Origin of the sequence: Streptomyces sp. NPDC028635 (genome assembly GCF_040637635.1) — a bacterium.
Taxonomy (GTDB): Bacteria; Actinomycetota; Actinomycetes; order Streptomycetales; family Streptomycetaceae; genus Streptomyces.
In genome coordinates this window covers 139,618-164,837 of record NZ_JBEZWX010000014.1, presented here as the reverse complement: position 1 = coordinate 164,837, position 25,220 = coordinate 139,618, and the positions used below count along the sequence as shown (strand labels likewise).

25 protein-coding genes are annotated in these 25,220 nt (G+C 72.7%); 12 read left to right on the top strand and 13 right to left on the bottom strand.

What is annotated here, in order from left to right; genetic code table 11:
- Nucleotides 1–5 precede the first annotated feature (5 nt).
- The 3 genes from AB0E88_RS18075 (at nt 6) to AB0E88_RS18065 (ending at nt 2,947) form a co-directional block, all read left to right on the top strand.
- The gene (locus tag AB0E88_RS18075; RefSeq protein WP_361631327.1) at nt 6–452 is read left to right on the top strand and encodes a sec-independent translocase; all 447 of its coding nucleotides are present in this window, start codon (nt 6–8) and stop codon (nt 450–452) included.
- Between the two features lie 149 nt (nt 453–601).
- Nucleotides 602–1,267, top strand: coding sequence for a hypothetical protein (locus AB0E88_RS18070; RefSeq protein WP_361631325.1), 666 nt, complete (start codon nt 602–604; stop codon nt 1,265–1,267).
- An 807-nt stretch (nt 1,268–2,074) separates the two neighbouring features.
- Nucleotides 2,075–2,947, top strand: a complete 873-nt coding sequence (locus tag AB0E88_RS18065) for a DMT family transporter (RefSeq protein ID WP_361631323.1) — start codon at nt 2,075–2,077, stop codon at nt 2,945–2,947.
- A gap of 24 nt (nt 2,948–2,971) precedes the next feature.
- Here the strand turns inward: AB0E88_RS18065 and AB0E88_RS18060 are convergent, their stop codons facing one another.
- The 3 genes from AB0E88_RS18060 to AB0E88_RS18050 are packed head-to-tail and all read right to left on the bottom strand — an operon-like array spanning nt 2,972 to nt 6,017.
- Nucleotides 2,972–4,105, bottom strand: a complete 1,134-nt coding sequence (locus tag AB0E88_RS18060; RefSeq protein ID WP_361631321.1) for a P-loop NTPase — start codon at nt 4,103–4,105, stop codon at nt 2,972–2,974.
- A gap of 42 nt (nt 4,106–4,147) precedes the next feature.
- Nucleotides 4,148–4,744, bottom strand: coding sequence for a DUF1003 domain-containing protein (locus AB0E88_RS18055; RefSeq protein WP_361631319.1), 597 nt, complete (start codon nt 4,742–4,744; stop codon nt 4,148–4,150).
- Nucleotides 4,734–6,017 (bottom strand): CBS domain-containing protein, encoded by a 1,284-nt coding sequence (locus tag AB0E88_RS18050; protein ID WP_361631317.1) that lies wholly within the window; start codon nt 6,015–6,017, stop codon nt 4,734–4,736. Before AB0E88_RS18050 ends, AB0E88_RS18055 begins: the two co-directional genes overlap by 11 nt.
- 242 nt (nt 6,018–6,259) lie before the next feature.
- On the opposite strand from AB0E88_RS18050, the gene AB0E88_RS18045 reads away from it, so the two are divergent.
- The gene (locus AB0E88_RS18045; protein ID WP_361631315.1) at nt 6,260–7,009 is read left to right on the top strand and encodes a hypothetical protein; all 750 of its coding nucleotides are present in this window, start codon (nt 6,260–6,262) and stop codon (nt 7,007–7,009) included.
- A gap of 133 nt (nt 7,010–7,142) precedes the next feature.
- Here the strand turns inward: AB0E88_RS18045 and AB0E88_RS18040 are convergent, their stop codons facing one another.
- Both AB0E88_RS18040 and AB0E88_RS18035 read right to left on the bottom strand, forming a co-directional pair.
- Complete coding sequence (locus AB0E88_RS18040) at nt 7,143–7,655, bottom strand: hypothetical protein (protein ID WP_361631313.1); 513 nt, start codon at nt 7,653–7,655, stop codon at nt 7,143–7,145.
- A gap of 34 nt (nt 7,656–7,689) precedes the next feature.
- Complete coding sequence (locus AB0E88_RS18035; RefSeq protein WP_361631311.1) at nt 7,690–8,814, bottom strand: magnesium and cobalt transport protein CorA; 1,125 nt, start codon at nt 8,812–8,814, stop codon at nt 7,690–7,692.
- A gap of 455 nt (nt 8,815–9,269) precedes the next feature.
- Here AB0E88_RS18035 and AB0E88_RS18030 point away from each other — a divergent pair, with 455 nt between their 5' ends.
- The gene (locus AB0E88_RS18030) at nt 9,270–9,854 is read left to right on the top strand and encodes a suppressor of fused domain protein (RefSeq protein ID WP_361631309.1); all 585 of its coding nucleotides are present in this window, start codon (nt 9,270–9,272) and stop codon (nt 9,852–9,854) included.
- Nucleotides 9,855–9,884: 30 nt separating this feature from the next.
- Here the strand turns inward: AB0E88_RS18030 and AB0E88_RS18025 are convergent, their stop codons facing one another.
- Complete coding sequence (locus tag AB0E88_RS18025; protein ID WP_361631307.1) at nt 9,885–11,108, bottom strand: MFS transporter; 1,224 nt, start codon at nt 11,106–11,108, stop codon at nt 9,885–9,887.
- Nucleotides 11,109–11,288: 180 nt separating this feature from the next.
- Between AB0E88_RS18025 and AB0E88_RS18020 the strand changes: the two genes are divergently transcribed.
- From AB0E88_RS18020 to AB0E88_RS18010, 3 genes are all read left to right on the top strand, one after another.
- Nucleotides 11,289–11,930: a DUF6758 family protein gene (locus AB0E88_RS18020; RefSeq protein ID WP_361631305.1), complete on the top strand. Its 642-nt coding sequence runs from the start codon at nt 11,289–11,291 to the stop codon at nt 11,928–11,930.
- A gap of 213 nt (nt 11,931–12,143) precedes the next feature.
- Nucleotides 12,144–13,001, top strand: coding sequence for a PHP domain-containing protein (locus AB0E88_RS18015; RefSeq protein WP_361631303.1), 858 nt, complete (start codon nt 12,144–12,146; stop codon nt 12,999–13,001).
- A gap of 58 nt (nt 13,002–13,059) precedes the next feature.
- Nucleotides 13,060–13,665: a MarC family protein gene (locus AB0E88_RS18010; protein ID WP_361631301.1), complete on the top strand. Its 606-nt coding sequence runs from the start codon at nt 13,060–13,062 to the stop codon at nt 13,663–13,665.
- A gap of 94 nt (nt 13,666–13,759) precedes the next feature.
- Here the strand turns inward: AB0E88_RS18010 and AB0E88_RS18005 are convergent, their stop codons facing one another.
- On the bottom strand, nt 13,760–13,912 hold the full coding sequence (locus AB0E88_RS18005; RefSeq protein ID WP_155060754.1) for a hypothetical protein: 153 nt from the start codon (nt 13,910–13,912) through the stop codon (nt 13,760–13,762).
- Nucleotides 13,913–14,143: 231 nt separating this feature from the next.
- Between AB0E88_RS18005 and AB0E88_RS18000 the strand changes: the two genes are divergently transcribed.
- Nucleotides 14,144–15,040 (top strand): NYN domain-containing protein, encoded by an 897-nt coding sequence (locus AB0E88_RS18000; protein WP_361631365.1) that lies wholly within the window; start codon nt 14,144–14,146, stop codon nt 15,038–15,040.
- Here AB0E88_RS18000 and AB0E88_RS17995 read toward each other — a convergent pair.
- Both AB0E88_RS17995 and AB0E88_RS17990 read right to left on the bottom strand, forming a co-directional pair.
- Entirely contained in the window at nt 15,037–15,948 is a 912-nt protein-coding gene (locus AB0E88_RS17995; protein WP_361631299.1) for an alpha/beta hydrolase, read from the bottom strand. The genes AB0E88_RS18000 and AB0E88_RS17995 overlap by 4 nt on opposite strands.
- A gap of 153 nt (nt 15,949–16,101) precedes the next feature.
- Nucleotides 16,102–18,837 (bottom strand): DEAD/DEAH box helicase, encoded by a 2,736-nt coding sequence (locus tag AB0E88_RS17990; RefSeq protein ID WP_361631297.1) that lies wholly within the window; start codon nt 18,835–18,837, stop codon nt 16,102–16,104.
- A gap of 540 nt (nt 18,838–19,377) precedes the next feature.
- Here AB0E88_RS17990 and AB0E88_RS17985 point away from each other — a divergent pair.
- Nucleotides 19,378–20,115 (top strand): ferritin-like fold-containing protein, encoded by a 738-nt coding sequence (locus AB0E88_RS17985; protein WP_361631295.1) that lies wholly within the window; start codon nt 19,378–19,380, stop codon nt 20,113–20,115.
- A gap of 110 nt (nt 20,116–20,225) precedes the next feature.
- Here AB0E88_RS17985 and AB0E88_RS17980 read toward each other — a convergent pair whose 3' ends face one another.
- The 4 genes from AB0E88_RS17980 to AB0E88_RS17965 form a co-directional block, all read right to left on the bottom strand.
- Nucleotides 20,226–20,492: a hypothetical protein gene (locus tag AB0E88_RS17980; RefSeq protein WP_361631293.1), complete on the bottom strand. Its 267-nt coding sequence runs from the start codon at nt 20,490–20,492 to the stop codon at nt 20,226–20,228.
- Between the two features lie 216 nt (nt 20,493–20,708).
- A complete protein-coding gene (locus AB0E88_RS17975) occupies nt 20,709–20,936 on the bottom strand; it encodes a DUF3107 domain-containing protein (protein ID WP_361631291.1) in 228 nt (75 codons plus the stop codon).
- 167 nt (nt 20,937–21,103) lie between these two features.
- Nucleotides 21,104–21,748 (bottom strand): TetR/AcrR family transcriptional regulator, encoded by a 645-nt coding sequence (locus AB0E88_RS17970; RefSeq protein WP_361631289.1) that lies wholly within the window; start codon nt 21,746–21,748, stop codon nt 21,104–21,106.
- Between the two features lie 190 nt (nt 21,749–21,938).
- Nucleotides 21,939–22,163 carry a hypothetical protein gene (locus AB0E88_RS17965; RefSeq protein WP_361631287.1) on the bottom strand — a complete coding sequence of 75 codons (225 nt, stop codon included), beginning with the start codon at nt 22,161–22,163 and terminating at the stop codon, nt 21,939–21,941.
- 246 nt (nt 22,164–22,409) lie between these two features.
- Between AB0E88_RS17965 and AB0E88_RS17960 the strand changes: the two genes are divergently transcribed.
- Nucleotides 22,410–23,426, top strand: coding sequence for an alpha/beta hydrolase (locus AB0E88_RS17960; protein WP_361631285.1), 1,017 nt, complete (start codon nt 22,410–22,412; stop codon nt 23,424–23,426).
- 8 nt (nt 23,427–23,434) lie between these two features.
- Nucleotides 23,435–24,961, top strand: a complete 1,527-nt coding sequence (locus tag AB0E88_RS17955; RefSeq protein ID WP_361631283.1) for a DUF3152 domain-containing protein — start codon at nt 23,435–23,437, stop codon at nt 24,959–24,961.
- Nucleotides 24,962–25,220: the final 259 nt, after the last annotated feature.

Sequence of the window (25,220 nt, the reverse complement as noted above, 5' to 3'; positions counted from 1 at the left end):
TACAGGTGTTCAATGACATAGGACCACTCGAGCTGGTGACCATCATCGTGCTCGCTGTGCTCGTCTTCGGTCCGGACAAGCTCCCCAAGGTCATCCAGGACGTCATGCGGACGATCCGGAAGATCCGTGAGTTCTCGGAGAGCGCCAAGCAGGACATCCGGCAGGAGCTGGGCCCGGAGTTCAAGGACTTCGAGTTCGAGGACCTCAACCCCAAGACGTTCATCCGCAAGCAGATGGAGAACGAGGACCTGGGGCTGAAGGAGATCCGCAACGGCTTCGACCTGAAGAAGGAGATGGCCGAGGTCACGGACGCGGTGCACAGCCGCGACTCCGAGATCGCCGCCGCCAACGGCTCCCCGGCCGCCACCGCCTCCGGCCGCATCGACATGACGAAGAAGCCCGAGGACGGCGGCAAGGACGACCGCCCGCCGTTCGACGCCGACGCGACCTGAAAGCGCCGCCCGCGCGACCCACGCGCCGGGCGGATTCCGGGCTGCCCGCGGCGAGATGGATATGCTGCCGAGTTGTTGTGCGGATCGGACGAGTACGCCCGAAGGGGGGCGGGCCGTTCGGTCCGACGAGAGCGAGGAGGCGTCCGGGCATGGAGACGACGAGTCGGGCAGTCGCGCAGACGCCGGCCGCGGAGGGCGGACAGCAGGTCCCCACCGCACGGCGCACGGTCGACGGCTACCTGCGCGCGCCCTTCCCGTGGTACGGCCTCGACGAGGCGTTCACCGGGCCGCGCTGGCTGATGCAGGTCGGGACGGCGGCCGACGGGGCCGTGGAGCACGGTTCGATCGGGCACGGTGACGAGCCCTCCGTACGGGGCGAGACCGGCGCGGCCGGTGAGCCGCGCGAGAAGTTCGCCGTGGTGGTCACCGTCGCCGCGCACCCCTCACGGCGCAGCGCCGACGGCACGGGGCTGCTGGAGGCGACGTCCGTCTCCTCGGCGGCGTGGCTCGCCGGGGTCGGGCTGCTGTCGTTCACCTGGCCCGGGCAGATGGACCACACCCTGCGTGACGACTGGCTGGAGCAGCAGACGGAGACGGCCTGGGTGCTGGCCGACGACCTCGACGGCGAGGACTGGTCCACGCTGTCCCTGCCGGTGGACGGCGTGCCGACACCGTTCCACTACCGGGAGTCCGAGTTCGGCTGGGTCCTCGCCGGCACCACCCAGCAGGGCGTGCACGTGGGCGCGTACGGCCGCGGCATGAGCGCGTACGGACTCGGCTTCGCCATGATCAAGGACATCGCCTCCTACGCGTGACCCTCCGGCGGCTTGCGGGAGTCTGACCTGACCCTCCGGGGGCTTGCGGAAGTCTCACCGCACGGCTGCGCGGACGGCCCCACCTCACGCCCCGGCCGACGGCACACCCGGGCCGTGCGTCCCGCGCCGGCCTTCGGCGCACAGGCCCGCGTGGCCCCTCCGCCCTCCGCCCGGCCGACGGCGCGCGAAGGCCGTACCCGTCGGTCCCGCCGACGGCGCTACGGCGGCCCGCACCGCCCGCCGCTCCCTGTGGCCGGTGGCGGCCGCGCTGTCGCCGGTCCGCCGGTGGCGCCCGCCAGCGGTGCGGCGCACGGGGTCGACGGACGGCCGCGGGACTCGGGTCAGCCGGCCCCGGCGGGGACCGGCCCCGCGCCCGTCCTGGCGCCTTCGGCGGGTCGCACCGCCCGCCGCTTTCCGCGGCGGGTGGCGGCGCGCTGTCGCCGGTGCGCCGGTGGTCGTCCGCCGATTGTGCGGCGTACCGGGACGAGCGGCGGCCGAGGGGCTCGGAACAGCCGCCCCCGGCGGGGACCGGCGCCACGCCCGCCACTCCACCGTCGGCCCCGCGCCCGTGCCGCCGCCGAGGGCCCGGCGCCCGCCCCGCCACCGTCGGCCCCGCGCCCGCCCCGCCACCGTCGGCCCCGCGCCCGTCCCGTCGCCGAGGGCCCGGCGCCCGCCACGCCGCTGTCGGCGGCCGCCCACCCCGCGCCCGTCCCGTCGCCCTCGGCACCGCGGCCCCTCAGCGCAGGAGGCCGCCTCGCGTGCGGGTTCCCGCAGGACGTGGGGGCCGGGGTCGGGCATGGTGGAGGGGTGATCCTGGTGGCCGCCTCCTTCGCTGTGATGGGAGCGGCGTGCAATGCCGTGGGGACGGCGTTCCAGCGCAAGGCGGCCTCGTCCGTGCCGAGCGGTGGCGGACTGCGGCTGCTGCTCGCCCTGGCGCGGCATCCCGTCTGGCTGATCGGCATCGGCGGCGTGCTGGCGTCCGCCACCTGTCAGGCGCTCGCCCTGCTGAACGGGCCGATGGCGCTGGTGCAGCCCCTGTTCATCCTGGAACTGCCGTTCGCCCTGCTGATCGCCGCCCGGCTGATGGGCCGCAGGATGCCGGCCGCGGGCTGGTGGGCGGTGGCCGCGGTGGTCGTCGGGCTGGCCTTGATCCTGGCCTCCGCCGCGCCCTCCGGCGGCGGCAACGAGGCGCCGATGACACGCTGGGTGCCCGTGCTCGTCGTGTGTCTCGGGCTGATGGGAACCGTCGTGGTCGTCGCCCGCCCGGGCCGCCCGCCCCTGTTCCGCGCCGCGGCGCTCGCGGCGGCGGCCGCCACCGGCAACGCCCTCACGGCGGCCCTGCTGAAGACGTCGAGCGACAGCTTCTCCGAGGGCGGCCTGCCGGTCTTCCTGAGCACCTGGCAGACGTACGGCTTCGCGCTGGTCGGAAGCGCGTCGCTGCTGCTTCTGGAGAACTCGCTGCAGGCCGGTTCGCTGGCGGCGTCCCAGCCCGCGCTGACCATCGGGGACGCCACGGTCAGTCTGGTGCTCGGCGTCACGCTGTTCGGCGAGCACATCCGCACCGGATGGTGGCTGCTGCCCGAGGCGCTGGGCATCGGCTGCATCGTCTGGGGCGTCGTGCGGCTCACCCAGGTCGTGCCGAACGCCCAGGAGACACTCGTGGGCGACGACAGCCGGTAGCGGCCGCCGCCGCCCGGGCGAACGTCAGAACTTGTTGCGCGGCGTGATGCCCAGCGACAGACCCGACAGGCCGCGCTGGCGACCGCCCAGCTTGCCCGCGATGGCGCGCAGGGCCGAGCCGGCCGGGGAGTCCGGGTCGGACAGCACGACCGGCTTGCCCTCGTCGCCGCCCTCGCGCAGGCGCACGTCGATCGGGATGGAGCCGAGCACCGGCACCGTCGTGCCCGTCGTACGGGTCAGGCCGTCGGCGACCGTCTGGCCGCCGCCCGTGCCGAAGACGTCGACCATCTCGCCGCAGTGCGGGCAGGGCAGGCCGGACATGTTCTCGACCACGCCGACGATCTTCTGGTGGGTCTGCACCGCGATGGAACCGGCGCGCTCGGCGACCTCCGCCGCGGCCTGCTGCGGGGTCGTGACGACGAGGATCTCGGCGTTCGGCACCAGCTGCGCCACGGAGATCGCGATGTCACCGGTGCCGGGCGGGAGGTCCAGCAGGAGGACGTCCAGGTCGCCCCAGTAGACGTCCGCCAGGAACTGCTGGAGCGCGCGGTGCAGCATCGGGCCGCGCCACACGACGGGGGCGTTGCCCGGGGTGAACATGCCGATGGAGATGACCTTCACGCCGTTCGCCGACGGCGGCATGATCATGTTCTCGACCTGGGTGGGACGGCCGTCCGCGCCCAGCATGCGGGGCACGCTGTGGCCGTAGATGTCGGCGTCGACGACGCCGACCTTCAGACCGTCGGCCGCCATCGCCGCCGCCAGGTTCACCGTCACCGAGGACTTGCCGACGCCGCCCTTGCCGGAGGCGACCGCGTAGACGCGGGTGAGGCTGCCGGGCTTGGCGAAGGGCACCTCGCGCTCGGTCTGGCCGCCGCGCAGGGCCGACGCCAGCTCCTTGCGCTGCTCGTCGCTCATCACGTCGAGCGTGACGCCGACGCCCGTGACGCCCTCGACGCCGGAGACCGCGTCCGTGACGCGCTGGGTGATGGTGTCGCGCATCGGACAGCCGGACACCGTCAGGTACACGGTGACCGCGACCGCGCCGTCGGCGCCGATCTCCACCGATTTGACCATCCCGAGCTCGGTGATGGGCCGGTTGATCTCGGGGTCGTTCACCGTCGCCAGCGCTTCGCGCACCGCGTCTTCCGTAACCATAGGACGATGGTACGGCCCGGTAGCCACCGCCCGGGATGCCCGTCAGCGGTCGTCTACGTCACGTCCGGGCGACCGATCCGCCGGGAATACCACCGGCTCCGAGCCGTGGCCGTTCTGCAGCTGCTCCAGCTCCTTGACCAGGTCCTGCAGCTCGGAGCGGATCCAGTCCCGGGTCGCGACCTCGCCGAGGCCCATCCGCAGCGCCGCGACCTCCCGTGTCAGGTACTCGGTGTCGGCGATGGACCGCTCGTTCTGCTTGCGGTCCTGTTCGAGGTTGACCCGGTCGCGGTCGTCCTGCCGGTTCTGTGCGAGCAGGATCAGCGGGGCGGCGTAGGAGGCCTGCAGCGACAGCATCAGCGTCAGGAAGATGAACGGGTAGCGGTCGAAGCGCAGGTGGACCGGGGCGGCCACGTTCCACACCACCCACAGGATGATGACGACGGTCATCCAGACGATGAACCGTCCCGTCCCCAGGAACCGGGCGATCCGCTCCGACAGCCGGCCGAAGGCCTCCGGGTCGTACTCGGGCAGCAGCCGCCGCCGCGGCGGTCGCGGCTGGTCGAGCCGGGCGCGCGGGCGGCTGGTCGCGGTCGCCCCGGCGGGCATGCGGTCGCGGGTGGTGTCGCGGTCAGGTGCCATGTGCGTTCGCCCCCTCTCCCAGGTGGAACTCGGTCTCGCGCCAGTCCTCGGGCAGCATGTGGTCCAGTACGTCGTCCACGGTCACCACGCCCAGCAGCGACCCCGACTCGTCGACGACGGGCGCCGCGACCATGTCGTACGTGGCGAAGAACCCGGCGACGACGGGCAGCGCAGCATCCGGCGCCAGGGGTTGCAGATCCTGGTCGAGCAGTGAGCTGACCAGGGTGTACGGGGGGTCGCGCAGGAGGCGCTGGAAGTGGACGGTGCCCAGGTACTTGCCGGTCGGCGTCTCGTCGGGCGGCCGGCACACGTACACCTGCGCGGCGAGCGCCGGGGACAGGTCGGGGTTGCGGACCCGGGCGAGGGCGTCGGCGACGGTGGCGTCGGGGCGCAGCACGATCGGCTCGGTGGTCATCAGACCGCCGGCGGTGTGCTCCTCGTACGACATCAGGCGCCGCATCTCGGCCGCGTCGGCGGGCTGCATCAGGCTCAGCAGGCGCTCGGTGTCGGCCTCCGGCAGTTCGGAGAGCAGGTCGGCGGCGTCGTCCGGGTCCATGGCCTCCAGGACGTCGGCGGCGCGTTCCTCGGCGAGCTTGCCGAGGATCTCGATCTGGTCGTCCTCCGGCAGCTCCTCCAGCACGTCGGCGAGCCGGTCGTCGTCGAGGGCGGCGGCGACCTCGGAGCGGCGCTTGGGGGAGAGGTGGTGCAGCACGTTGGCGAGGTCGGCGGGGCGCAGCTGCTCGAAGGTGGCGAGCAGACTCTCGGCGCCCTGCCCGTGCTCCTCCAGGGAGAAGCCGGTGACCTGGGACCACTCGACGGTCAGTGCCTCGCCCTTGGCCCGGCGGAAGGCGCCGGACTTCTTGCCCTTGCGCACGAAGACGCGGTCGATCTCCCAGTCCCGGCGGGCCGGCAGCTGCTGCACCGACAGGTCGAGCACGGTGACCTCCTCGCCGGTCTCGACGAGGGTGACGCGCTTGTCCAGCAGCTCGCCGAAGACGAGCCGCTCGGTGGGCCGCTGTTCGAAGCGGCGCACGTTGAGCACGCCGGTGGTGATGACCTGGCCGGACTCGATGCTGGTCACCCGGGTCATGGGCAGGAAGATACGGCGCCGCGTCGCCAGCTCGACGACCAGGCCGAGCAGCCGCGGCGGCCGGCGTCCCACGCGCAGCATGACGACCAGATCGCGCACGCGCCCCACCTGGTCGCCGGTCGGATCGAACACGGCGACGGCGGCGAGGTGCGAGACGAAGATCCGGGGGGCGCCCCCTGCCATGACCGGAGCCTCCTTTACATGGGTACGTGACGATGTCACACGGGTGCGTGACGGTCACATGAGTTCGTGCTGATTTCGGTGAGTCTTTCCCCAATTGCCCGCTCAATCGGGCTTCAGGCTAGCCCGTCCCCTTCGGGTACGTCCCGGCGGGCGGTCCGGACGGACTGGCTCCGCCCGGCGGACCGAGCCCCGGTACGCTGCCGTACGCCGCTGTGGACCCCGACGGAAAGGCGCCTGCTTCCGTGACTGCGACTGCCCTGGGCCTCACCCGCCGGAACGCGCTCGCCGGCGCGCTCGCCGTGCTGGCGGTGACAGGGCTCGCGGCGTGCTCCGACGATCCGGACGCGAACACCAACGGCGTCGGCAAGCTGCCGGCCGCGCAGATCCAGAGCCGTACCCAGCAGGCCGCGGACTCCGTCGCCGCCGTCCACCTCGCGGGGAACGTGGTGGCCGGCGGCCACACGTACAAGCTGGACATGCGCCTCAAGGGCGACGGCGGCACCGGTTCGGTCACCTCGGAGGCGGGCACCTTCCAGCTGCTGCGCGTGGACAAGCAGCTGTTCCTGAAGGCGGGCTCGGACTTCTGGGACCACGAGGACTCCAAGGGCGGGCCGAAGGTGGCGGACACCGCGGCCGCGGACAAGCTCGGCGGCAAGTACGTGAAGGTGCCGCAGCGCGACCCCGCGTACCAGCGGTTCAGCGGCTTCACGGACAAGGACGTCCTCCTCGACAGTGTCCTGACCCTGCACGGCGCGCTCGCCACGGACGGCCATCACGAACAGTCCGGCGTGCGCACCATCCGCATCACGGGCGACAAGGGCTCCGGCGGCACCCTCGACGTCTCCCTGGAGGGCAAGCCGTACCCCCTGCGCCTGGTCCGCGCGGGCGGCGCGGGCACCCTGGTCTTCTCGGAGTGGGGCAAGGACTTCCCCCTGGCGGAGCCGGGGAAGGACGACACGGTCGACTACGGCAGACAACTGCCGACGTCGTAGCCTCGGACGCCGGCCCGTGGAAGCGCCCCCGAAGGGGCGCGGGGACGGCGCGACCAGCCACAACGAGCCCGCACCCGGAAGACGGCAGAACCCGGCACCGCGGACGGCGGAGCCCGGCACCGCCGCAGGAGCGCTACCGCTTCCGCTTCCTGAAGAGCAACCGCGGCAACCCCGCCGGGACCGCCTCCCGCGTGGTCACCGGCGACCCGACCGGCGCGGCGGCCAGCGACCCGTCCGGCAGCGGCAGCACAGCACCGGAAGGCTCGAGGCGGAGCACCCGGCACTCGCGCGCCCACCGCTGCGTCATCGCCTCACCGTCCGGGGCGTTGAGCCGCTTGCCCTTCAGCTCGGCGACGGCCGCCTCCCAGGCCTCCGTCCCGGGCGCCGGCTCGTCGACCTGCGCGAGGAAGCTCACCAGCCGGCCGCCCTTGTCCTTGCTGCGGACGGTCACCTCGGCGGTGCCGCCCTCGGCGAGCCCGGTCAGCGGCTGCTCCCCGGGGCCGTCGCCGACCAGACACACCGCCCCCTCGTGCCACACATGCCACACCGCACGCGCGGCCGGGGCGCCGGCGGCCTTGACCCAGATGAGGCCGGACTTCTTCGTGGCCTCCTCGACGAGGGCCTGGTCGAGCAGCTCGCTTGTCATGCGCCCAGCCTAACCAGCGCCTTCGCCGCGCCCGTCACAGCCAGCCGTTGCGCTTGAGCGTGCGGTGGATGCCCAGACAGATCACGCCGGTGATCGCCATGATCACCGGGTAGCCGTAGCGCCAGTGCAGCTCCGGCATGTACTGGAAGTTCATCCCGTACACCCCGCACACCATCGTCGGTACGGCGATGATCGCGGCCCATGAGGTGATCTTCCGCATGTCCTCGTTCTGCGCCACCGACGCCTGCGCGAGGTTGGCCTGCAGGATGGAGTTCAGCAGCTCGTCGAAGCCGACCACCTGCTCCTGGACGCGGGCGAGGTGGTCGGCGACGTCCCGGAAGTACTTCTGGATGTCGGGGTCGACCAGCCGCATCGGCCGCTCGCTCAGCAGCTGCATGGGGCGCAGCAGCGGCGACACCGCCCGCTTGAACTCCAGGATCTCCCGCTTGAGTTGGTAGATCCGGCCGGCGTCCGTGCCGCGCGGGGTGCCCTTGCGGCCGGGCGAGAAGACGTCCGTCTCGACGGCGTCGATGTCGTCCTGGAGCGCGTCGGCGACCGCGATGTAACCGTCCACCACATGGTCGGCGATGGCGTGCAGCACCGCCGAGGGGCCCTTGCCGAGGAGTTCGGGGTCGTCCTGGAGGCGGTGGCGCAGCGCGCGCAGGCTGCCCTGGCCGCCGTGCCGGACCGTGATGACGAAGTCCCGCCCGGTGAAGCACATCACCTCGCCGGTCTCGACGACCTCGCTGTTGGCGGTGAGTTCGGCGTGCTCGACGTAGTGGACCGTCTTGAAGACGGTGAACAGCGAGTCGTCGTACCGCTCCAGCTTGGGCCGCTGGTGGGCCTGGACCGCGTCCTCCACGGCCAGCGGGTGCAGCCCGAACTCCGAGGCGATACCGGCGAATTCGTCCTCGGTCGGCTCGTGCAGCCCGATCCACGCGAAGCCGCCGTCGCGCCGCACCTGGCGCATGGCCTCCTGCGGGGTGATCGGGTGGCCGCTGGGCAGCCGGGCGCCGTCGCGGTACACGGCGCAGTCGACGACGGCCGACGGGCGGGCGGGGCGGGGGGAGGTGTCGTAGCCGCCGGTCCTGGGCAGTTCCTTGCGCAGGGAGACACGGGAGGGGCGGACCACTGCGCGCAGGTCGCGGATCATCGACATGGGCGGGCTCCTTCGCATCGGGCAGCGAAGACCCCGTCACCCGCAGCGGGTGGAACTACCCGGAATGAGGACGTCCTGGGTGCGCATGTTTGGCACATCCACAAAGCGGGGAGCACCGCACCGTCGCGGTGGCGAGCTTCGCTGCTGATTCAGATCAGACAGATCAGGCAAAACGAAACGAAGTGCTCTTCCGAGTGAAGGCGTGAGCGCGAAAGGCGGCAGCAGGCCGAATTCAGGGAAACCGCATCAGCGGCCGGAAGAGCGAGTGGTACTGCACGGTCGACTTCGATCCATGACAGCCCCACCTCCTCCGGTCGGTCCCTCGTAAGGGAGTTCCTTCGGCGTCGGGCTCGATAGGCGCGCTTCTGCGTGCTGCCCGACCGGCCAAGAGTATCAGCCGACCGGTGTGTCAAGGCGCCGCTTTGCCCGCTACTGACGAGTTCTATGCTCGCGGCATGGCAGATGTTCTTCCTCTGGTCGAGGCCCGCCTGCGCACCGCGCTGGGCGAGCCGGACGCGCGCGCGGCGGTCACCTTCCTCGGCACGGAACGGATCGAGGTGCTGCGCTTCCACGAGGGGGACATCGTGCGCTACGCCACCCTCGGCATGTCCGCGCAGCCCATGACCGACCCCACCGCGATGCTCGCCGACCCCGTCAAGGGCCCCCGGGCCGAGCTGGTGCTGTCGGTGCGCGCCGCGGACGCCGAGACCGACAAGGTGCTCCGCCCGCTCGCCGTACTGGCCGCGTCCCCGCAGGTCGAGGGGTTGGTCGTGACGCCGGGCGCGTCCCTCGACGTGGGCGAGCCGCTGTGGCCGGGCGCCCCCTTCACCTCCGTCCTCGTCGCCGAACCCGGCGGGCTGGTGGAGGACCTGGAGCTGGACGAGCCGATGGACCCGGTCCGCTTTCTGCCGCTGCTGCCGATGACTCCGAACGAGGCCGCCTGGAAGCGCGTGCACGGCGCCCAGGCCCTCCAGGAGAAGTGGCTGGCCCAGGGAACGGACCTGCGGGACCCGTCCCGCCGGTCCGTGCCCCTGGAGTGACGGATCTCACCAACGCCGAGCGGTGCGGCGTCAGTTGGCGAACACCATGACGCCGTCCTCGGTGGCGTGCTTCGGCTCCAGCTCCCGGGCGTCGTGGGTGAGGGCGTTGCGCCGTACGAGGACCACGAGCGCGCCCAGCACCGCGGTGATGGCCGCCACCACGAACGGGATGTGGATGTCGCTCCACTCCTCGATCTTCGGCGCGAGGTAGGGCGCGGCGGCCGCCGCGAACCACCGCACGAAGTTGTAGCCGGCGCTGGCCACCGGGCGCGGGGCGTCCGACACGCCGAGGGCCAGTTCGGTGTAGACGGTGTTGTTCACGCCGATGAACGCACCCGACAGGACCGTGCAGACGATCGCCGTCGTGTGGTCGCCGTAGCCGAGGACGGCCACGTCGGCCGCGAGCAGCACCAGTGAGCCGCCCAGCACCTTCAGCGAGCCGAACCGGGCCTGCATCCGCGGCGCCACAATCACCGAGAACACGGCCAGCAGCACGCCCCAGGCGAAGAAGACCGCGCCCGACTTGTAGGGCGTCATGTTCAGCACGAACGGGGTGAAGGCCAGGACCGTGAAGAACGTGTAGTTGTAGAAGAACGCCGAGACGGCGGCGGAGGCGAGACCGCCGTGACCGAGCGCCTTGAGCGGGTCGAGGAGCGACGTCTTGCGGGCGGGCCTCGGCTGCTCCTTCAGGAACACCGTGATGCACAGGAAGCCCACCGCCATCAGGAACGCGGTCCCGAAGAACGGGTAGCGCCAGCTGGCGTCACCGAGCAGGGCGCCCAGCAGCGGGCCGCAGGCCATGCCGAGGCCGAGCGCCGACTCGTACAGCAGGATCGCCGCCGCGCTGCCGCCGGCGGCAGCGCCGACGATCACCGCGAGCGCGGTGGAGACGAAGAGGGCGTTGCCGAGGCCCCAGCCCGCGCGGAAGCCGACCAGTTGGCCGACCGAGCCGGAGGTGCCGGCCAGGCCGGCGAAGACCACGACCAGCGCGAGACCGGCCAGCAGCGTCTTGCGGCCGCCGATGCGGCTGGAGACGAAGCCGGTGACCAGCATGGCGATCGCGGTGATCAGGAAGTACGAGGTGAACAGCAGGGAGACCTGGCTCGGGGTGGCCCGCAGCCCCTGGGCGATGGACGGCAGGATCGGGTCGACCAGTCCGATGCCCATGAAGGCGACGACGGACGCGCCCGCGGTCGCCCAGACCGCCTTGGGCTGCCGCAGGATGCCGCCGGCTCCCGCGTCGAAGGGGTCCATGTCTTCTCCAATCCCGGCGAGTGCCCGACGAGAGATGGTTGCAGTATGCATATAGTAAGTTAGGCGAGCTAATTAGTGCAAGTGCCATCTAGTTTTGGCCGGTGGGGGCGGCGACCGGGGGGAGTCCGGACGGGTGATCGTCCTTGACGTGGCGCGGCCGGGGTAGGACCGTGGGGCCCTATGAGGGGCGAACCCAGTTGCCCGAAGTGTGGTGGCCGGGTCAGGGCTCCCGGCCTCTTCGCCGATTCCTGGCAGTGCGATGTCCACGGGACGGTGTATCCGTTGCAGCCTGTGATCCCGCCCAGTGTCGAGGCCCTCAATGCCGTGGTGCGCCGCACTCAGGTGCCGGTGTGGATGCCGTGGCCGCTGCCGGTCGGCTGGCTGTTCACGGGAGTGGCCTGCGCCGGCGACGACCGCAGCGGCGGCCGCGCGACCGCGGTGGCCTGCACGGGTCCCGGCCCGCTCGGCGGCATGGGCGAGCTGATCCTCGTCGCCGAGGAGATGGGTGTGGGGCTCGGCGCGCGGTACGCCGGTCTCGAGGGGCCCGACCCGGGGCCGTATCTGAACGTCGAGAAACCCGCCGAGGTCAAGGTGCTGGCCGCCGGCCGGCCCACCCCGCTGTGGCATGTCGCCGGCGGGCCGGCCGACCGGGCCACCTTCGCCGGGGAGGCACTCGGGCTGTGGCTGTGGGCGGTGGTGTGGCCGGAGCAGTCGGGGTTGCTGATGTACGACGAGCTGGTGCTGGCGGATGTGCGGGAGGCGGGGGCGGAGGTCGAGCTGGTGCCTTGCGGGGCGTTGTCGCCGCGCTTGCTCAAGCCGTAGGGCTGCGCCGGCTTCAGGGGTGCGCCCATTGAGGGGGCCGGTTCCTCGTCGACGGCGACCGCGGGCCGTCGCGGGCCGGTCGCGCCGTTCCCCGCGCCCCCCGAGTCGGACGGTGTAAGGGGCGCTTGGCAGTGCGGCTGTGACATACGGCCCTGAAAACCCGGCTATCCTTGGGTGTCCCCTTTCGTGCCGTCACCGCCTGGAGTTCGCGTCGTGCGTATCGATCTGCACTGCCACTCCACCGCGTCCGACGGTACGGACACCCCGGCCGAGCTGGTGCGCAACGCCGCCGGGGCCGGGCTGGACGTCGTCGCGCTGACCGATCACGACACCACCCGTGGGTACGCCGAGGCGATCGCCGCGCTGCCCGAGGGGCTCACGCTGGTCACCGGCGCCGAGCTGTCCTGCCGTATCGACGGCGTCTCGATGCACATGCTGGCCTACCTCTTCGACCCCGAGGAGCCGGCGCTGCTCGCCGAGCGCGAGCTGGTGCGGGACGACCGGGTGCCGCGGGCACAGGGCATGGTCGCCAAGCTGAACGCGCTGGGCGTGCCGGTCACCTGGGAGCAGGTGGCCCGGATCGCCGGCGAGGGATCGGTCGGGCGGCCGCACGTGGCGACCGCGCTGGTCGAGCTGGGCGTGGTCCCCACCGTGAGTGACGCCTTCACCGCCGACTGGCTCGCCGACGGGGGCCGGGCCTACGTCGAGAAGCACGAGACCGACCCCTTCGAGGCCATCCGGCTGGTCAAGGGCGCGGGCGGCGTCACGGTCTTCGCGCACCCGGCCGCGAGCAAGCGCGGGCGGACCGTGCCGGAGTCCGCGATCGCCGAGATGGCGGCCGCCGGGCTCGACGGCATCGAGGTCGACCACATGGACCACGACGAGGAGACGCGGGCCCGGCTGCGCGGCCTGGCGAAGGACCTCAACCTGCTGGTCACCGGGTCCTCCGACTACCACGGCAGCCGTAAGACGGTCGAGCTCGGGACCTACACCACCCACCCCGAGGTCTACGGCGAGATCACGCGGCGCGCGACCGGCGCGTTCCCGGTGCCGGGCGCCGGCGGAGCGTGAGCCGTCCGCTCACGCCCCCTCTCTCTTTCTCACTCTTCGCAAGGCTTGCACCACACTCATGTTCGACGTCGCTGTCTTCGGCTCTCTCTTTCTGACCCTTTTTGTCATCATGGATCCCCCCGGGATCACCCCGATCTTCATCGCGCTGACGGGCGGCCGGCCCGCCCGGGTGCAGAAGCGGATGGCGCTGCAGGCCGTCTGCGTGGCCGGCGGCGTGATCACCGTCTTCGGTCTGCTCGGCCACCAGATCCTCGACTACCTGCACGTCTCCGTGCCCGCGCTGATGATCGCGGGCGGCCTGCTCCTGCTGCTCATCGCGCTCGACCTGCTCACCGGCAAGACCGACGAGCCCAAGCAGACCAAGGACGTCAACGTCGCCCTGGTCCCGCTCGGCATGCCGCTGCTCGCCGGGCCCGGCGCGATCGTGTCGGTCATCCTGGCCGTGCAGAAGGCCGGCAGCGTCTCCTCGCAGGTGTCGGTGTGGGCGGCGATCCTCGCCATCCACGTCGTGCTGTGGCTGGTGATGCGCTACTCGCTGCTGATCATCAAGGTCATCAAGGACGGCGGCGTGGTCCTGGTGACCCGGCTCGCCGGCATGATGCTCTCCGCCATCGCCGTGCAGCAGATCATCAACGGCGTCACCCAGGTGATCCGGGGCGGCTGACCCGGCCGTACCCGCGGACCCGTACACGCAGCAGGGCCCCGCGCGGCGATGTGCCGTGCGGGGCCCTGAAGCTTCTGGTGGGGGAGCCGCCCTGTTATGAGGCCGTGGTGTCGGCCGGGCGGATCCACAGACGCTGCCCGATGGCGGCGGCCTGCTGAACGATCCTGTTGACGGAGGCGGCGTCCACGACAGTCGTGTCCACGGGCGTACCGTCGACGTCGTCGAGTCGCATGATTTCGAAGCGCATGGTGGCTTCCCCCTTCGTCTGGTCATCCTCCTGGGGAGAACTACTGATCAGTGGACCACTGGGCCTCGGTGCCCGCGATCCGTACGTCTTAGTCAACCCGTTGCGTGTTACGAACATTCCCTACGCTAAAGAAATTTTTCGAACGACTAATTACTGGCGAGTAAGACGTCGGTTGCGGGACCGAACGGGACCGGTTGTGTTCACAGCGTGACCAACAGGACAATGGAGACGATGAACGACGACCTGGCGGCCCTGGCCGCCCGCATCGACCGCACGAACGAGCTGCTGCAGCGCATGCTCGCCGAGGTGGCCAAGACGCCCTCCACCCATGCGATCTTCGTGGACGCGGGCTACCTCTACGCGGCCGCCGGACGCCTGGTCGCGGGCACCGAGGACCGCCGCGCCTTCGACCTCGACGCCGAAGGTCTCATCGAGGCGCTCATCGACCGCGCCCGCAACGTCTTCGCCGACAGCCGCCTGCTGCGCGTCTACTGGTACGACGGCGCCCGGCGCCGTATCCACACCGCCGAGCAGCAGTCCATCGCGGAACTCCCCGACGTCAAGGTCCGCCTGGGCAACCTGAACGCCAACAACCAGCAGAAGGGCGTCGATTCACTGATCCGCAGCGACCTGGAGTCCCTCGCCCGGCACCGCGCCATCAGCGACGCCGCCCTGCTCGGCGGCGACGAGGACCTGGTCTCGGCGGTCGAGGCCGCCCAGGGCTACGGCGCCCGGGTGCACCTGTGGGGCATCGAGGCACCCGAGGGCCGCAACCAGGCGGAACCACTGCTGTGGGAGGTCGACAGCGAGCGCACCCTCGACCTCGACTTCTTCAAGCCGTACGTCTCCCGGCGCACCGCCGCCACCTACGAGGGCGCGCAAGCCCCGCGGCCCACCCGCGAGGACGTCCGCTTCGTCGGCGCCCAGATCGCCGCGAAGTGGTTCGCCGCGCGGGGACGGGAGGCCCTGGTGGAGCTGCTGCCCGGGCATCCCTACCTGCCGGGCTCGGTCGACCAGGACCTGCTCGTCGAGGCCGAAGGCCTGCTCCAGTACTCCCTGCGCGGCCAGGCGGACCTGCGACGGGCCCTGCGCGACGGGTTCTGGGAGCACCTGCGCACGCAGTACTAGCCGCTCACGCCGGGGACCGAGTCCCAGAAGTCGGCCAGCGCCCGGGCCGTCGCCGCCGGCTGGTCGGCGTTGGGGGAGTGCTCGGCGCCCTCGACGACCGTGCGGCGGGCGTGCAGGCGTACGGCCATGTCGTCCAGCAGCGGCACCGGCCAGGTGTCGTCGTGCGCACCGGACAGCACGTGGAACGGCAGCGGGAGGGCGGCCAGTTCGGCGACCCGGTCCGGCTCGGCGCACAACTGCCGTCCGGTGGCGAGCAGTTGTGCCGGCCGGGTGTTCAGCCAGCGCTGCCGCAGCTGTTCCGGGCTCACCGGGCCGCGCGCCGGACCGCCGACCTCCTCCGGCGGCCCCACCGTCTGCATGACGTCCCAGACCTCGGCCATCGTCATCACCGCGAGCGCGTCCCGCAGCAGCTTCACCCGCTGCTCCTGGGAGACGGAGATCTGCGCCGGACCCGAGGACATGAGGGTGAACGAGCGGAACGGCGTGTGGTCGAGCAGTGCGGCCGCCCGGCACAGCTGACCGCCGAGCGAGTGCCCGAGCAGATGCACCGGCTCCCCGAGGGCCGCCGCCTGGGCCAGCACGTCCCGCGCCAACTCGCTCTGGCCGTACGCCGACTCGTCGTCCGCCGGGCCGCCGGACTCGTTCTGCCCCCGGCCGTCCACGGCGACCGTCCGGTACCCGCGCTCGGCGAGCGGCGCGTGCAGCAGCGCGAAGTCCTCCTTGCTGCCGGTGTATCCGGGCACCAGCAGCGCGACGCCCCGCTGAACGACACAGGGTGCCACGGGCATGTCGACGGCGGCGAACTCCCCGCGCGCGGTGCTCAGACGATGGGCGCGGGCACCGGCGGGCGGGGGGAAGGGGGAGGGGGAGGGGGTTGCCGCGGATTCGGGCGCGCTGCGATCGGTCACGAGCCGAGGGTATCGGGCGGCTCTGACGGAACCGTGCGGCTCTGACGGAACCGCGCGGCCCCGGTGGGCCGGGACCGGGAGACGCGCCGACGCCGACGGCCCGGCCCACGCGGGGTGGGACGGGCCGTCGGGGTGCGCTTGCCAGGCTGCGGATCAGCCGTCGGCCGGCTCCGCGGCGGTCGCGGCGACCTTACGGGTGCGGCGCGCCTTCGGCGTCGCCTCCGTCTCCGCCTCGGCGGAGTTGCCGGCCGCCGTCTTGCGGGTGCGGCGCGCCTTGGGCTTGGCCTCCGTGCCCTCGGCCGTGTCGACGACCGTGTCCGCCGTGGCCGTGGCCGTGGCCGCGGTCTTGCGGGTGCGGCGGACCGTCTTGGGCTTGGCGTCGGTCTCCGGCTCGGCGGTGGCCTGGGCGGGGATCTCGGCGGTCGCCTCGGGAGCCGCCTCGGCGGCCTTGCTCGCCGCGGTCTTGCGGGTGCGGCGGGCCTTGGGCTTGGCCTCCGAGCCCTCGGCCGTGTCGACCGCCGCCTCGGCGGTCGCGGCGGCCTTGCGGGTACGACGCGGCTTGGCCTCGGCGGTCTCCGCTGCCGCCTCGGGCTCCGCCGTGACGGTCGCGGCGGTCTTGCGGGTGCGACGCGTCTTCGGCTTGGCCTCCGTGCCCTCGGCCGTGTCGACGACCGCTTCCGCCGTGGCCGTTTCCGTGGCCGTGGCTGCGGTCTTGCGGGTGCGGCGGACCGTCTTGGGCTTGGCGTCGGTCCCCGGCTCGGCGGTGGCCTGGGCGGGGATCTCGGCGGTCGCCTCGGGGGCAGCCTCGGCGGCCTTGCTCGCCGCGGTCTTGCGGGTGCGGCGGGCCTTGGGCTTGGCCTCCGTGCCCTCGGCGGTGTCCACCGCCGCCTCGGCTGCCTCGGGGGCCGCCTCGGCGGCCTTGCTCGCCGCGGTCTTGCGGGTGCGGCGGGCCTTGGGCTTCACCTCGGCGGCCTCGGCGGCCTCGGCGGCTTCCGCGGTCTCGACGGTCGCCTCGGTCGCCGGGGCGGCGTCCTCGGTGCTCGTCGTCGCCTTGCGGGTGCGGCGCGTCCGAGGCTTGGCCTCGGCGGTCTCCGCCGTGTCGACGGCCGCCTCGGCCGTCGTCTCCGGCGCGGCCATCGCCTTGCGGGTACGGCGGCGCGGCGCGGCGGCGGGAGCCTCGGTGACCTCGGTCTGCTCCGGGGCCGACGGGGCCTCGGGGGCCGGCGGAGCGGTCTGCTCGGCCGCCGGCGTGACCTCGGCCGGAGCCGTGGCGGCCTGCGCCGACTTGCGGGTACGGCGGCGGCGCGGCTTCGCCGGGGTCTCGGGCGTGTCGAGCTCCGTGCCCTGCGACGCCGAGACCGCGGTCTCGGCGGCCGGCGCGGTCTCGGTGAGCGGCGCGGTCTCGGCCGTCGTGGCGGCGGAGACGGCCGGGGCCGTCGTGGCGGCCGCGGAACCGCCGCGGGTACGGCGACGACGGCGCAGGACGCGCGAGCCCTCGGTGCCCTCGGCCGTCGCGGTCGCCTCGGCGGCCGGAGCCGTCTGCTCGGCGCCCGCCTCCAGCGGCGCCCCACCGCGCGTACGGCGGCGACGGCGCGGGGTACGGCTGCGCTCGCGCTCCGCCTCACGGTCGTGGGAACGGGACGAGGGCTCGTCGCGGCGGCCGCCGCGGCCACCACGGCCGCGGGCGTTCCGCCCGCCCGGCTCGCCCAGGTCCTCGAGCTCCTCGGCGTCCAGGCCGGCGCGGGTGCGCTCGGAACGCGGCAGGGTGCCCTTCGTGCCCTCGGGGATGCCGAGGTCGGAGAACAGGTGCGGGGAGCTCGAGTACGTCTCCGCCGGGTCGTTGAAGTCCAGCTCCAGCGCCTTGTTGATCAGCTGCCAGCGCGGGATGTCGTCCCAGTCGACGAGGGTGATCGCCGTACCCTTGGCGCCCGCGCGGCCGGTGCGGCCGACCCGGTGCAGGTACGTCTTCTCGTCCTCCGGGGACTGGTAGTTGATGACGTGGGTGACACCCTCGACGTCGATGCCGCGCGCGGCGACGTCGGTGCAGACGAGGACGTCGACCTTGCCGTTGCGGAAGGCGCGCAGCGCCTGCTCGCGGGCGCCCTGGCCGAGGTCGCCGTGGACCGCGCCGGAGGCGAAGCCGCGGCGCTCCAGCTGCTCGGCGATGTCGGCCGCCGTGCGCTTGGTCCGGCAGAAGATCATCGCCAGTCCGCGGCCCTCGGCCTGCAGGATGCGGGCGACCATCTCCGGCTTGTCCATGGAGTGCGCGCGGTAGACGAACTGCTTGATGTTCGCGACCGTCACGCCCTCGTCGTCCGGCGCGGTGGCGCGGATGTGCGTGGGCCGGGACATGTAGCGGCGGGCGAGACCGATGACGGCCCCCGGCATCGTGGCCGAGAACAGCATGGTCTGCCGCTTCACCGGCAGCATGTTGATGATCTTCTCGACGTCGGGCAGGAAGCCCAGGTCGAGCATCTCGTCGGCCTCGTCGAGGACCAGGCACTTGACGTGCTTGAGGTTGAGCTTCTTCTGGCCCGCGAGGTCGAGCAGGCGGCCCGGGGTGCCGACCACCACGTCGACGCCCTTCTTCAGGGCCTCGACCTGGGGCTCGTAGGCGCGGCCGCCGTAGATCGCCAGCACGCGCACGTTACGGGCCTTGCCCGCCGTCAGCAGGTCGTTGGTGACCTGGGTGCACAGCTCGCGCGTGGGGACGACGACGAGCGCCTGGGGAGCGTCGGTGAGGGCCTCGGGGGCGGCCCGGCCGGCCTCGACGTCGGCGGGGACGGTCACGCGCTCGAGGAGCGGAAGGCCGAAGCCGAGGGTCTTGCCCGTGCCGGTCTTGGCCTGGCCGATGACGTCCGTGCCCGAGAGGGCGACGGGGAGGGTCATCTCCTGGATGGGGAAGGGGGTGATGATGCCGACGGCTTCGAGGGCCTCGGCGGTCTCGGGAAGGATCCCGAGCTCTCGGAACGTCGTAGTCAGGGTGCTGCCTCTTCTGTGTGCGCGGTGCGAGGCGAGCGCGGGGGTCGTGTCGGACCGTGCCGGGGACGTCGGCTGCCTTACGGAAAGCCGGACGGGCCAGCCGTACTGCACGGGACCTCTGCCGACGCTCGAGCGCTCGTACCGCTGAGGGTGTCCCCCTCCGGGGCCGTACGCGTGCTGCCGTACGGTCGGGGAGGGCTGTCGGGTCGGAGCCGATCGGGCCACCGACCGGGCATCCTCATACGTGCGGCCCGTCGAGACACTACGTCGGAACACGACCGAGTATTCGGCAGGCGCATTACCACCATACCCCGGATCGGCGCACACGCGATGGCCGATTCGGTCACGTTGTCGTCGTCACATCCGCTCGGCGGCCACCGGCGCGACCGCCGCCACAGTGGTGACCAGGGCCTTCCGTCGCGCGGCGAGCGGGCTATTGTGCGCTGCATGACGAGCTCTGACAAGCCTGACCACGCCTCCGACGCACCCACGGGAGTCGCCGCCCAGGACTGGGCGACGGCCTCCGCCGAACCGCAGTACCGGGCCGCCGTCGTGGACCTGCTCGGCGCGCTCGCCTACGGCGAGCTGGCGGCGTTCGAGCGGCTCGCGGAGGACGCCAAGCTCGCGCCCACACTGGCGGACAAGGCGGAACTGGCCAAGATGGCGTCGGCCGAGTTCCACCACTTCGAGCGGCTGCGCGACCGGCTCGCCGAGATCGGTGAGGACTCGACGCTGGCGATGGAGCCGTTCGTCGCCGCGCTGGACGGCTTCCACCGGCAGACCGCGCCCTCGGACTGGCTGGAGGGCCTGGTCAAGGCCTACGTCGGCGACTCCATCGCCAGCGACTTCTACCGCGAGGTCGCGGCCCGCCTGGACTCCGACACCCGCTCGCTGGTGCTGGCCGTGCTGGACGACACCGGCCACGCCGGGTTCGCCGTGGACCGGGTGCGCGCGGCGATCGACGCGGATCCCCGCGTGGGCGGGCGCCTGGCGCTGTGGGCGCGGCGGCTGATGGGCGAGGCGCTGTCGCAGTCGCAGCGGGTGGTGGCCGACCGGGACGCGCTGTCCACGATGCTCGTGGGAGGTGTCGCGGACGGGTTCGACCTCGCGGAGGTCGGGAGGATGTTCTCGCGGATCACCGAGGCGCACACCAAGCGGATGGCCGCGCTGGGCCTCGCGGCCTGAGCGGGGTTCGCTCCGTGGGGGGCGGAGAGGTGCGCGGCCGCGGGTGCGGGGTGGCCGGTCGCGCAGTTCTCCGCGAACCCGGGGGCTCGGCCTCGCCGTCGCCCCTTCGGCTACGCCGTCGCTGATCGGCGCAGGCGGCCCGTGGGGCGCAGGAGCAGGGAGACGGAGGCCGCCGAGACGATCGCCGCGCCGATCAGGCTGGGCAGGACGCTGCCGGTGCCGAGGGCGCTGTGGGTGACGAAGTCGCCGAAGAGGGCGCCGGCGACGCCCGTCGCGAGGACCAGTGCGCGGGCCGGCAGCCGGTGTGACAGGCGGTGCAGCGCGGCCCACGCCAGGACCAGACCGAGCACTGCCGAGCCGAGCGCTTCGAAGATCATCGCGGGTCCCTCCCAGACGACCGGACATTGCACCGAACGCGATACACATCCGGTACCAAGGTCGTAGCCCGTCATACCCGTGACCTGCGAAATCCAATCCTCGGCTGTGAAGTCGCCGTGCGCCGTCCGTGAAGACCCGGTGGGCGGAACGCCGGAGGGGGCCGACGGTGTTCCACCGTCGGCCCCCTCCTCACACGCCTCCGCGGCGCGGTGTCCCTACAGCGCGCCGAAGCCCACCTTGCGGGGGGCCGGCTCGCCGATCTCGACGTAGGCGAGGCGGTCGGCCGGGACCAGGATCTTGCGGCCGTGCTCGTCCTTGAGGCTCAGCAGCTGCGACTTGCCGGCCAGCGCCGCGGCCACCGCCTGCTCGACCTCCTCGGCGCTCTGACCGCTCTCCAGAACGATCTCGCGGGGCGCGTGCTGCACGCCGATCTTGACCTCCACGGCTATGTCCCTCCGACGGTCAGTGAAGTGCGCGACCTTCCGCGCCGTACCCAGCACACATTAGCCCGGTGAGGGGACCCGTACGCTCCGCGCCGGGCACGCCAACAGCGAACAGCCGACGGGAACAAAGTCCCGTCGGCTGTCGCGCACCCTTAAGGGGGCGTGTGTCAGTGGTGCTGCTCGGTGCCGTGCAGCGGGAAGCCGGCGATGCCCCGCCAGGCCAGCGAGGCCAGCAGCTGCACCGCCTGGTCGCGCGGCACGCTGCGGTCGCTGTGCAGCCAGGAGCGGGCCACCACCTGGGCGAGGCCGCCGAGGCCGGAGGCCAGCAGCATCGACTCCGCGCGCGAGAGACCGGTGTCCTCGGCGATCACGTCGCAGATCGCCTCGGCGCACTCGTTCGTGACCTTGTCGACGCGCTCGCGCACCGCGGGCTCGTTCGTCAGGTCCGACTCGAAGACCAGGCGGAACGCGCCGCCGTCGTCCTCGACGTACGCGAAGTAGGCGTCCATGGTCGCCCGCACGCGCTGCTTGTTGTCGGTCGTCGACGCCAGCGCGTTGCGCACGGACTGGATGAGGGCCTCGCAGTGCTGGTCCAGCAGCGCGAGATAGAGGTCGAGCTTGCCCGGGAAGTGCTGGTAGAGCACCGGCTTGCTGACGCCGGCGCGCTCGGCGATGTCGTCCATGGCGGCGGCGTGGTAGCCCTGCGCCACGAAGACTTCCTGGGCGGCGCCCAGCAGCTGGTTCCGTCGGGCACGGCGCGGCAGGCGCGTACCCCGCGGGCGTGCCGCCTCTGTCTGCTCGATGGCTGTCACGCCGCCTCCCAATGTCGTCCACATGCGGTGTGCGCCGCGCGGCCATCGTACTTTTCGGTAACCCGGGTGTGCGCGGTGCGAGCGCAGAATTTCACGGACCGGACGGTGACGAAAGTCGGGTAAAGGGTTTCAAACCTGCTCCGAGCGGGCAAAAAACGGCCTCTCTCCAGCTCAGCGGGGTGCCCGGAGGTCAGCGGTAGTCGTCCTCGTCGAGCGAGACGACGCGCGCCTGCTCCACCAGGTCGGCCTCGTTCGCCCGGGCGGGGTCCACGCCGGTCAGCGGGTCGTCGCGATCGGGCGCGACATCGGCGTGCTGTTCGGCTGCGTCCGCGTCGGGCGCCTCGACGTCGAACTCCGCGGCGCCCTCCTCCTCGATCTCCTCGAACGTCTCGGGGTCGGTGGGGTCGACGGCCATGGACGGGCTCCCTTCCTACGAATGGTCCCTGGAGCAGCAGGGGGTCACACCCGGGTGCCCTGTCCTGAGCGTAGGAGACACCCGGTGCGGACGCCATGCTGTGCGCGGCTGTACGCGTGCGTGGTCGTACGACCAGGCGTGCGGGGCCGTACGACCGTGCCCGGCCGTGTGCCCCTTGGTGTGCCACGCGACGCCTGTGACGCCGAACACGTGAACCATTGCGTGATCGTCTCGTAACATTGCCGCATGTCTTCGACCGAGCTGCCGTCCGTGCCGCCCACCAACCTGGCCCCGAAGGCGGCGCCCGTCAGGGTTTCGGAGGGCGAGCGGCTGACATCGGTCGGACTGCCCGGCATCACGCTCACCGTGCGCTCGCGGCCCGCGGCGAGCGAGGGGCTGCCGCCCGCGCTGTACGTCCACGGGCTCGCCGGTTCCTCGCAGAACTGGTCGTCGCTCATGGCCGAACTGGACGGCGTCGTGGACAGCGAGGCCGTGGACCTGCCGGGCTTCGGCGACTCACCCCCACCGGACGACGGCGACTACTCCGTCAGCGGGCACGCGCGTGCCGTGATCCGCTACCTCGACGCCTCCGGACGCGGACCGGTCCACCTGTTCGGCAACTCCCTCGGCGGCGCCGTCTCTACGCGCGTGGCCGCCCAGCGCCCCGACCTGGTCCGCACGCTCACACTCGTCTCGCCCGCACTGCCGGAGCTGCGCATCCAGCGCTCCGCCGTGCCGACCGCGCTGATCGGCGTGCCCGGTGTGGCGCCGCTGTTCACCCGGCTGACCCGCGACTGGACGGCCGAGCAGCGCGTCCGCGGCTCCATGGCCCTGTGTTACGGCGACCCCTCGCGCGTGTCGCCGGAGGCGTTCCGGTACGCCGTCGAGGAACTGGAGCGGCGCATGCAGCTGCCGTACTTCTGGGACGCCCTGGCGCGTTCCGCGCGGGGGATCGTCGACGCCTACACGCTGGGCGGTCAGCACAGCCTGTGGCGGCAGGCGGCCCGCGTCCTCGCACCCACCCTGCTCGTCTACGGCGGCCGTGACCGGCTCGTCGGCTTCCGCATGGCCCAGAAGGCGGCGCGCACCTTCCGCGACGCCCGTCTGCTGACGCTGCCGGAGGCCGGGCACGTGGCGATGATGGAGTACCCCCGGGCGGTCGCCACCGGGTTCCGTGAACTGCTGACCGAGGTGGAGCGGGCCGGGTCCGGCTCCGCCGCCGTGCCCCTGTCCGTATCCGAGTCCGCGAGCCAGGGGAGCTGAGAGGCGACGTGGGACGCCACAGCAGGCGGGGGCCCGCGCCCAAGAAGGCGCCCGGCGACACCACCACGGGGGCGACGGGAGAGGGGTCCGGGGCGTCCTTGCCGGGCGCCCCGACGCCGGGTCCCCGGACTCAGGGCGCGCGCATGCCGGGCCAGTCGGGGCCGGGTGCACGGACGCCGGGTACGCGAACGCCGGGTGCGCCGACGCCGGGTGCGGCCGGGGCGGCCGGCGGCACCCCGGCCCGTGGTGTGCCCCGGGTGTCCGACGGGACTCCGGCGCACGGCGTGCCGCGCGTCCCGGACGGTACGCCCGCGCACGGCGTGCCCCGCATCCCCGGCGGCACCCCCGCGCACGGCGTTCCCCGGGTCCGGGGTGGCCACCCCGAGCAGCGGGAAGCCGGCGGCGGCTGGGGCGATCTCACCGCCCCCGGAGCCGGGCCCGGAGCCGGGCGCGGGCGTCCTGCGGGGCCGCAGGTCGCGGGAGTTCCCCTGCCGCGGCAGCGGAAGGCTCCGCCGGCCGGCCCCCGCCAGGACTACCTGGACGCCTTCGAAGGCTTCGACGGCGATGGTGACCGCGACGACGTCTTCGTCCGCCCCCGGACCGCCCCCGGCCGGCCCGCCGACCCCTCCACCGCCGCAGCGGCCGGCTCCACCGCTGCCGTGGCTCCGCCCGGCGCCCGGACGCCGGACGCGGGCCTCGCCCCCGACGACCGGCCCGACCGCGCCACGGGCGCCAAGGGCGGCAAGGGTCGCACGTTCACCGGCATTGCGGCCGCGGCCGTCACCACCGTGCTCGCGGTCGTCGTGGCCGGGCAGGTCGCCGGCGGCCACGGCGACGGCGTACACGCGCAGTCGGCCACCGGTCAGGCGCGCGACACCCGGGACTCCGCCTCGCGCGGCGACGGCCGGCCGAACGCCTCGGTGCCGGTCGCCCCGCTCACGTACGAACAGAAGATGGCGCGGACGTACCCGCTCGGCGCCACCCTCAAGGGCCCGGGGACCTTCGACGCGGTGCCCGGCACCGACAAGGCCCCCGGCAAGGGCCAGAAGTACACCTACCGGGTGGACGTGGAGCAGGGCCTGGGTCTCGACGGCGCACTGTTCGCCGAGGCCGTGCAGAAGACGCTCAACGACCCCCGCAGCTGGGCGCACGGCGGCGCGCGCACCTTCGAGCGCGTCTCCTCCGGCAAGCCCGACTTCGTCATCACGCTCGCCAGCCCCGGCACCACCGCCACCTGGTGCGCCAAGTCGGGCCTGGACACCACCGAGGACAACGTCTCGTGCGACTCGGCCGCCACCGAGCGCGTGATGATCAACGCCTACCGGTGGGCGCAGGGCTCCACGACGTACGGCGACCAGATCCACGCCTACCGGCAGATGCTGATCAACCACGAGGTGGGCCACCGCCTCGGGCACGGCCATGTCAGCTGCGACAAGGACGGCGCGCTCGCCCCGGTCATGCAGCAGCAGACCAAGTTCCTGGACCACGACGGCATCCACTGCCTGCCCAACCCCTGGCCCTACCCGGGCAAGTGAACCGCACCTGACGACGGGCCCGCCCGCCCTCCCCGAGCCGGGGGGCGGCGGCGCCCGGCACCGGCGTGCCGGATGACGGTTCGCAACCGTGTGATCTCTTAGCGCGACCGAACGCGACCCGCACGGGAAAGTTACGACCGTTCACCCCTTTTGGTGGGGGGGGGGGGGGGGGGGGCCGGGGCCCCCCCCCGCGGCGGGGCGGCCGCGGGAGGAGCTGAGGCCGCCCGCGCCCCCCCCCCCGCCCGCCCCCCGCGATGGG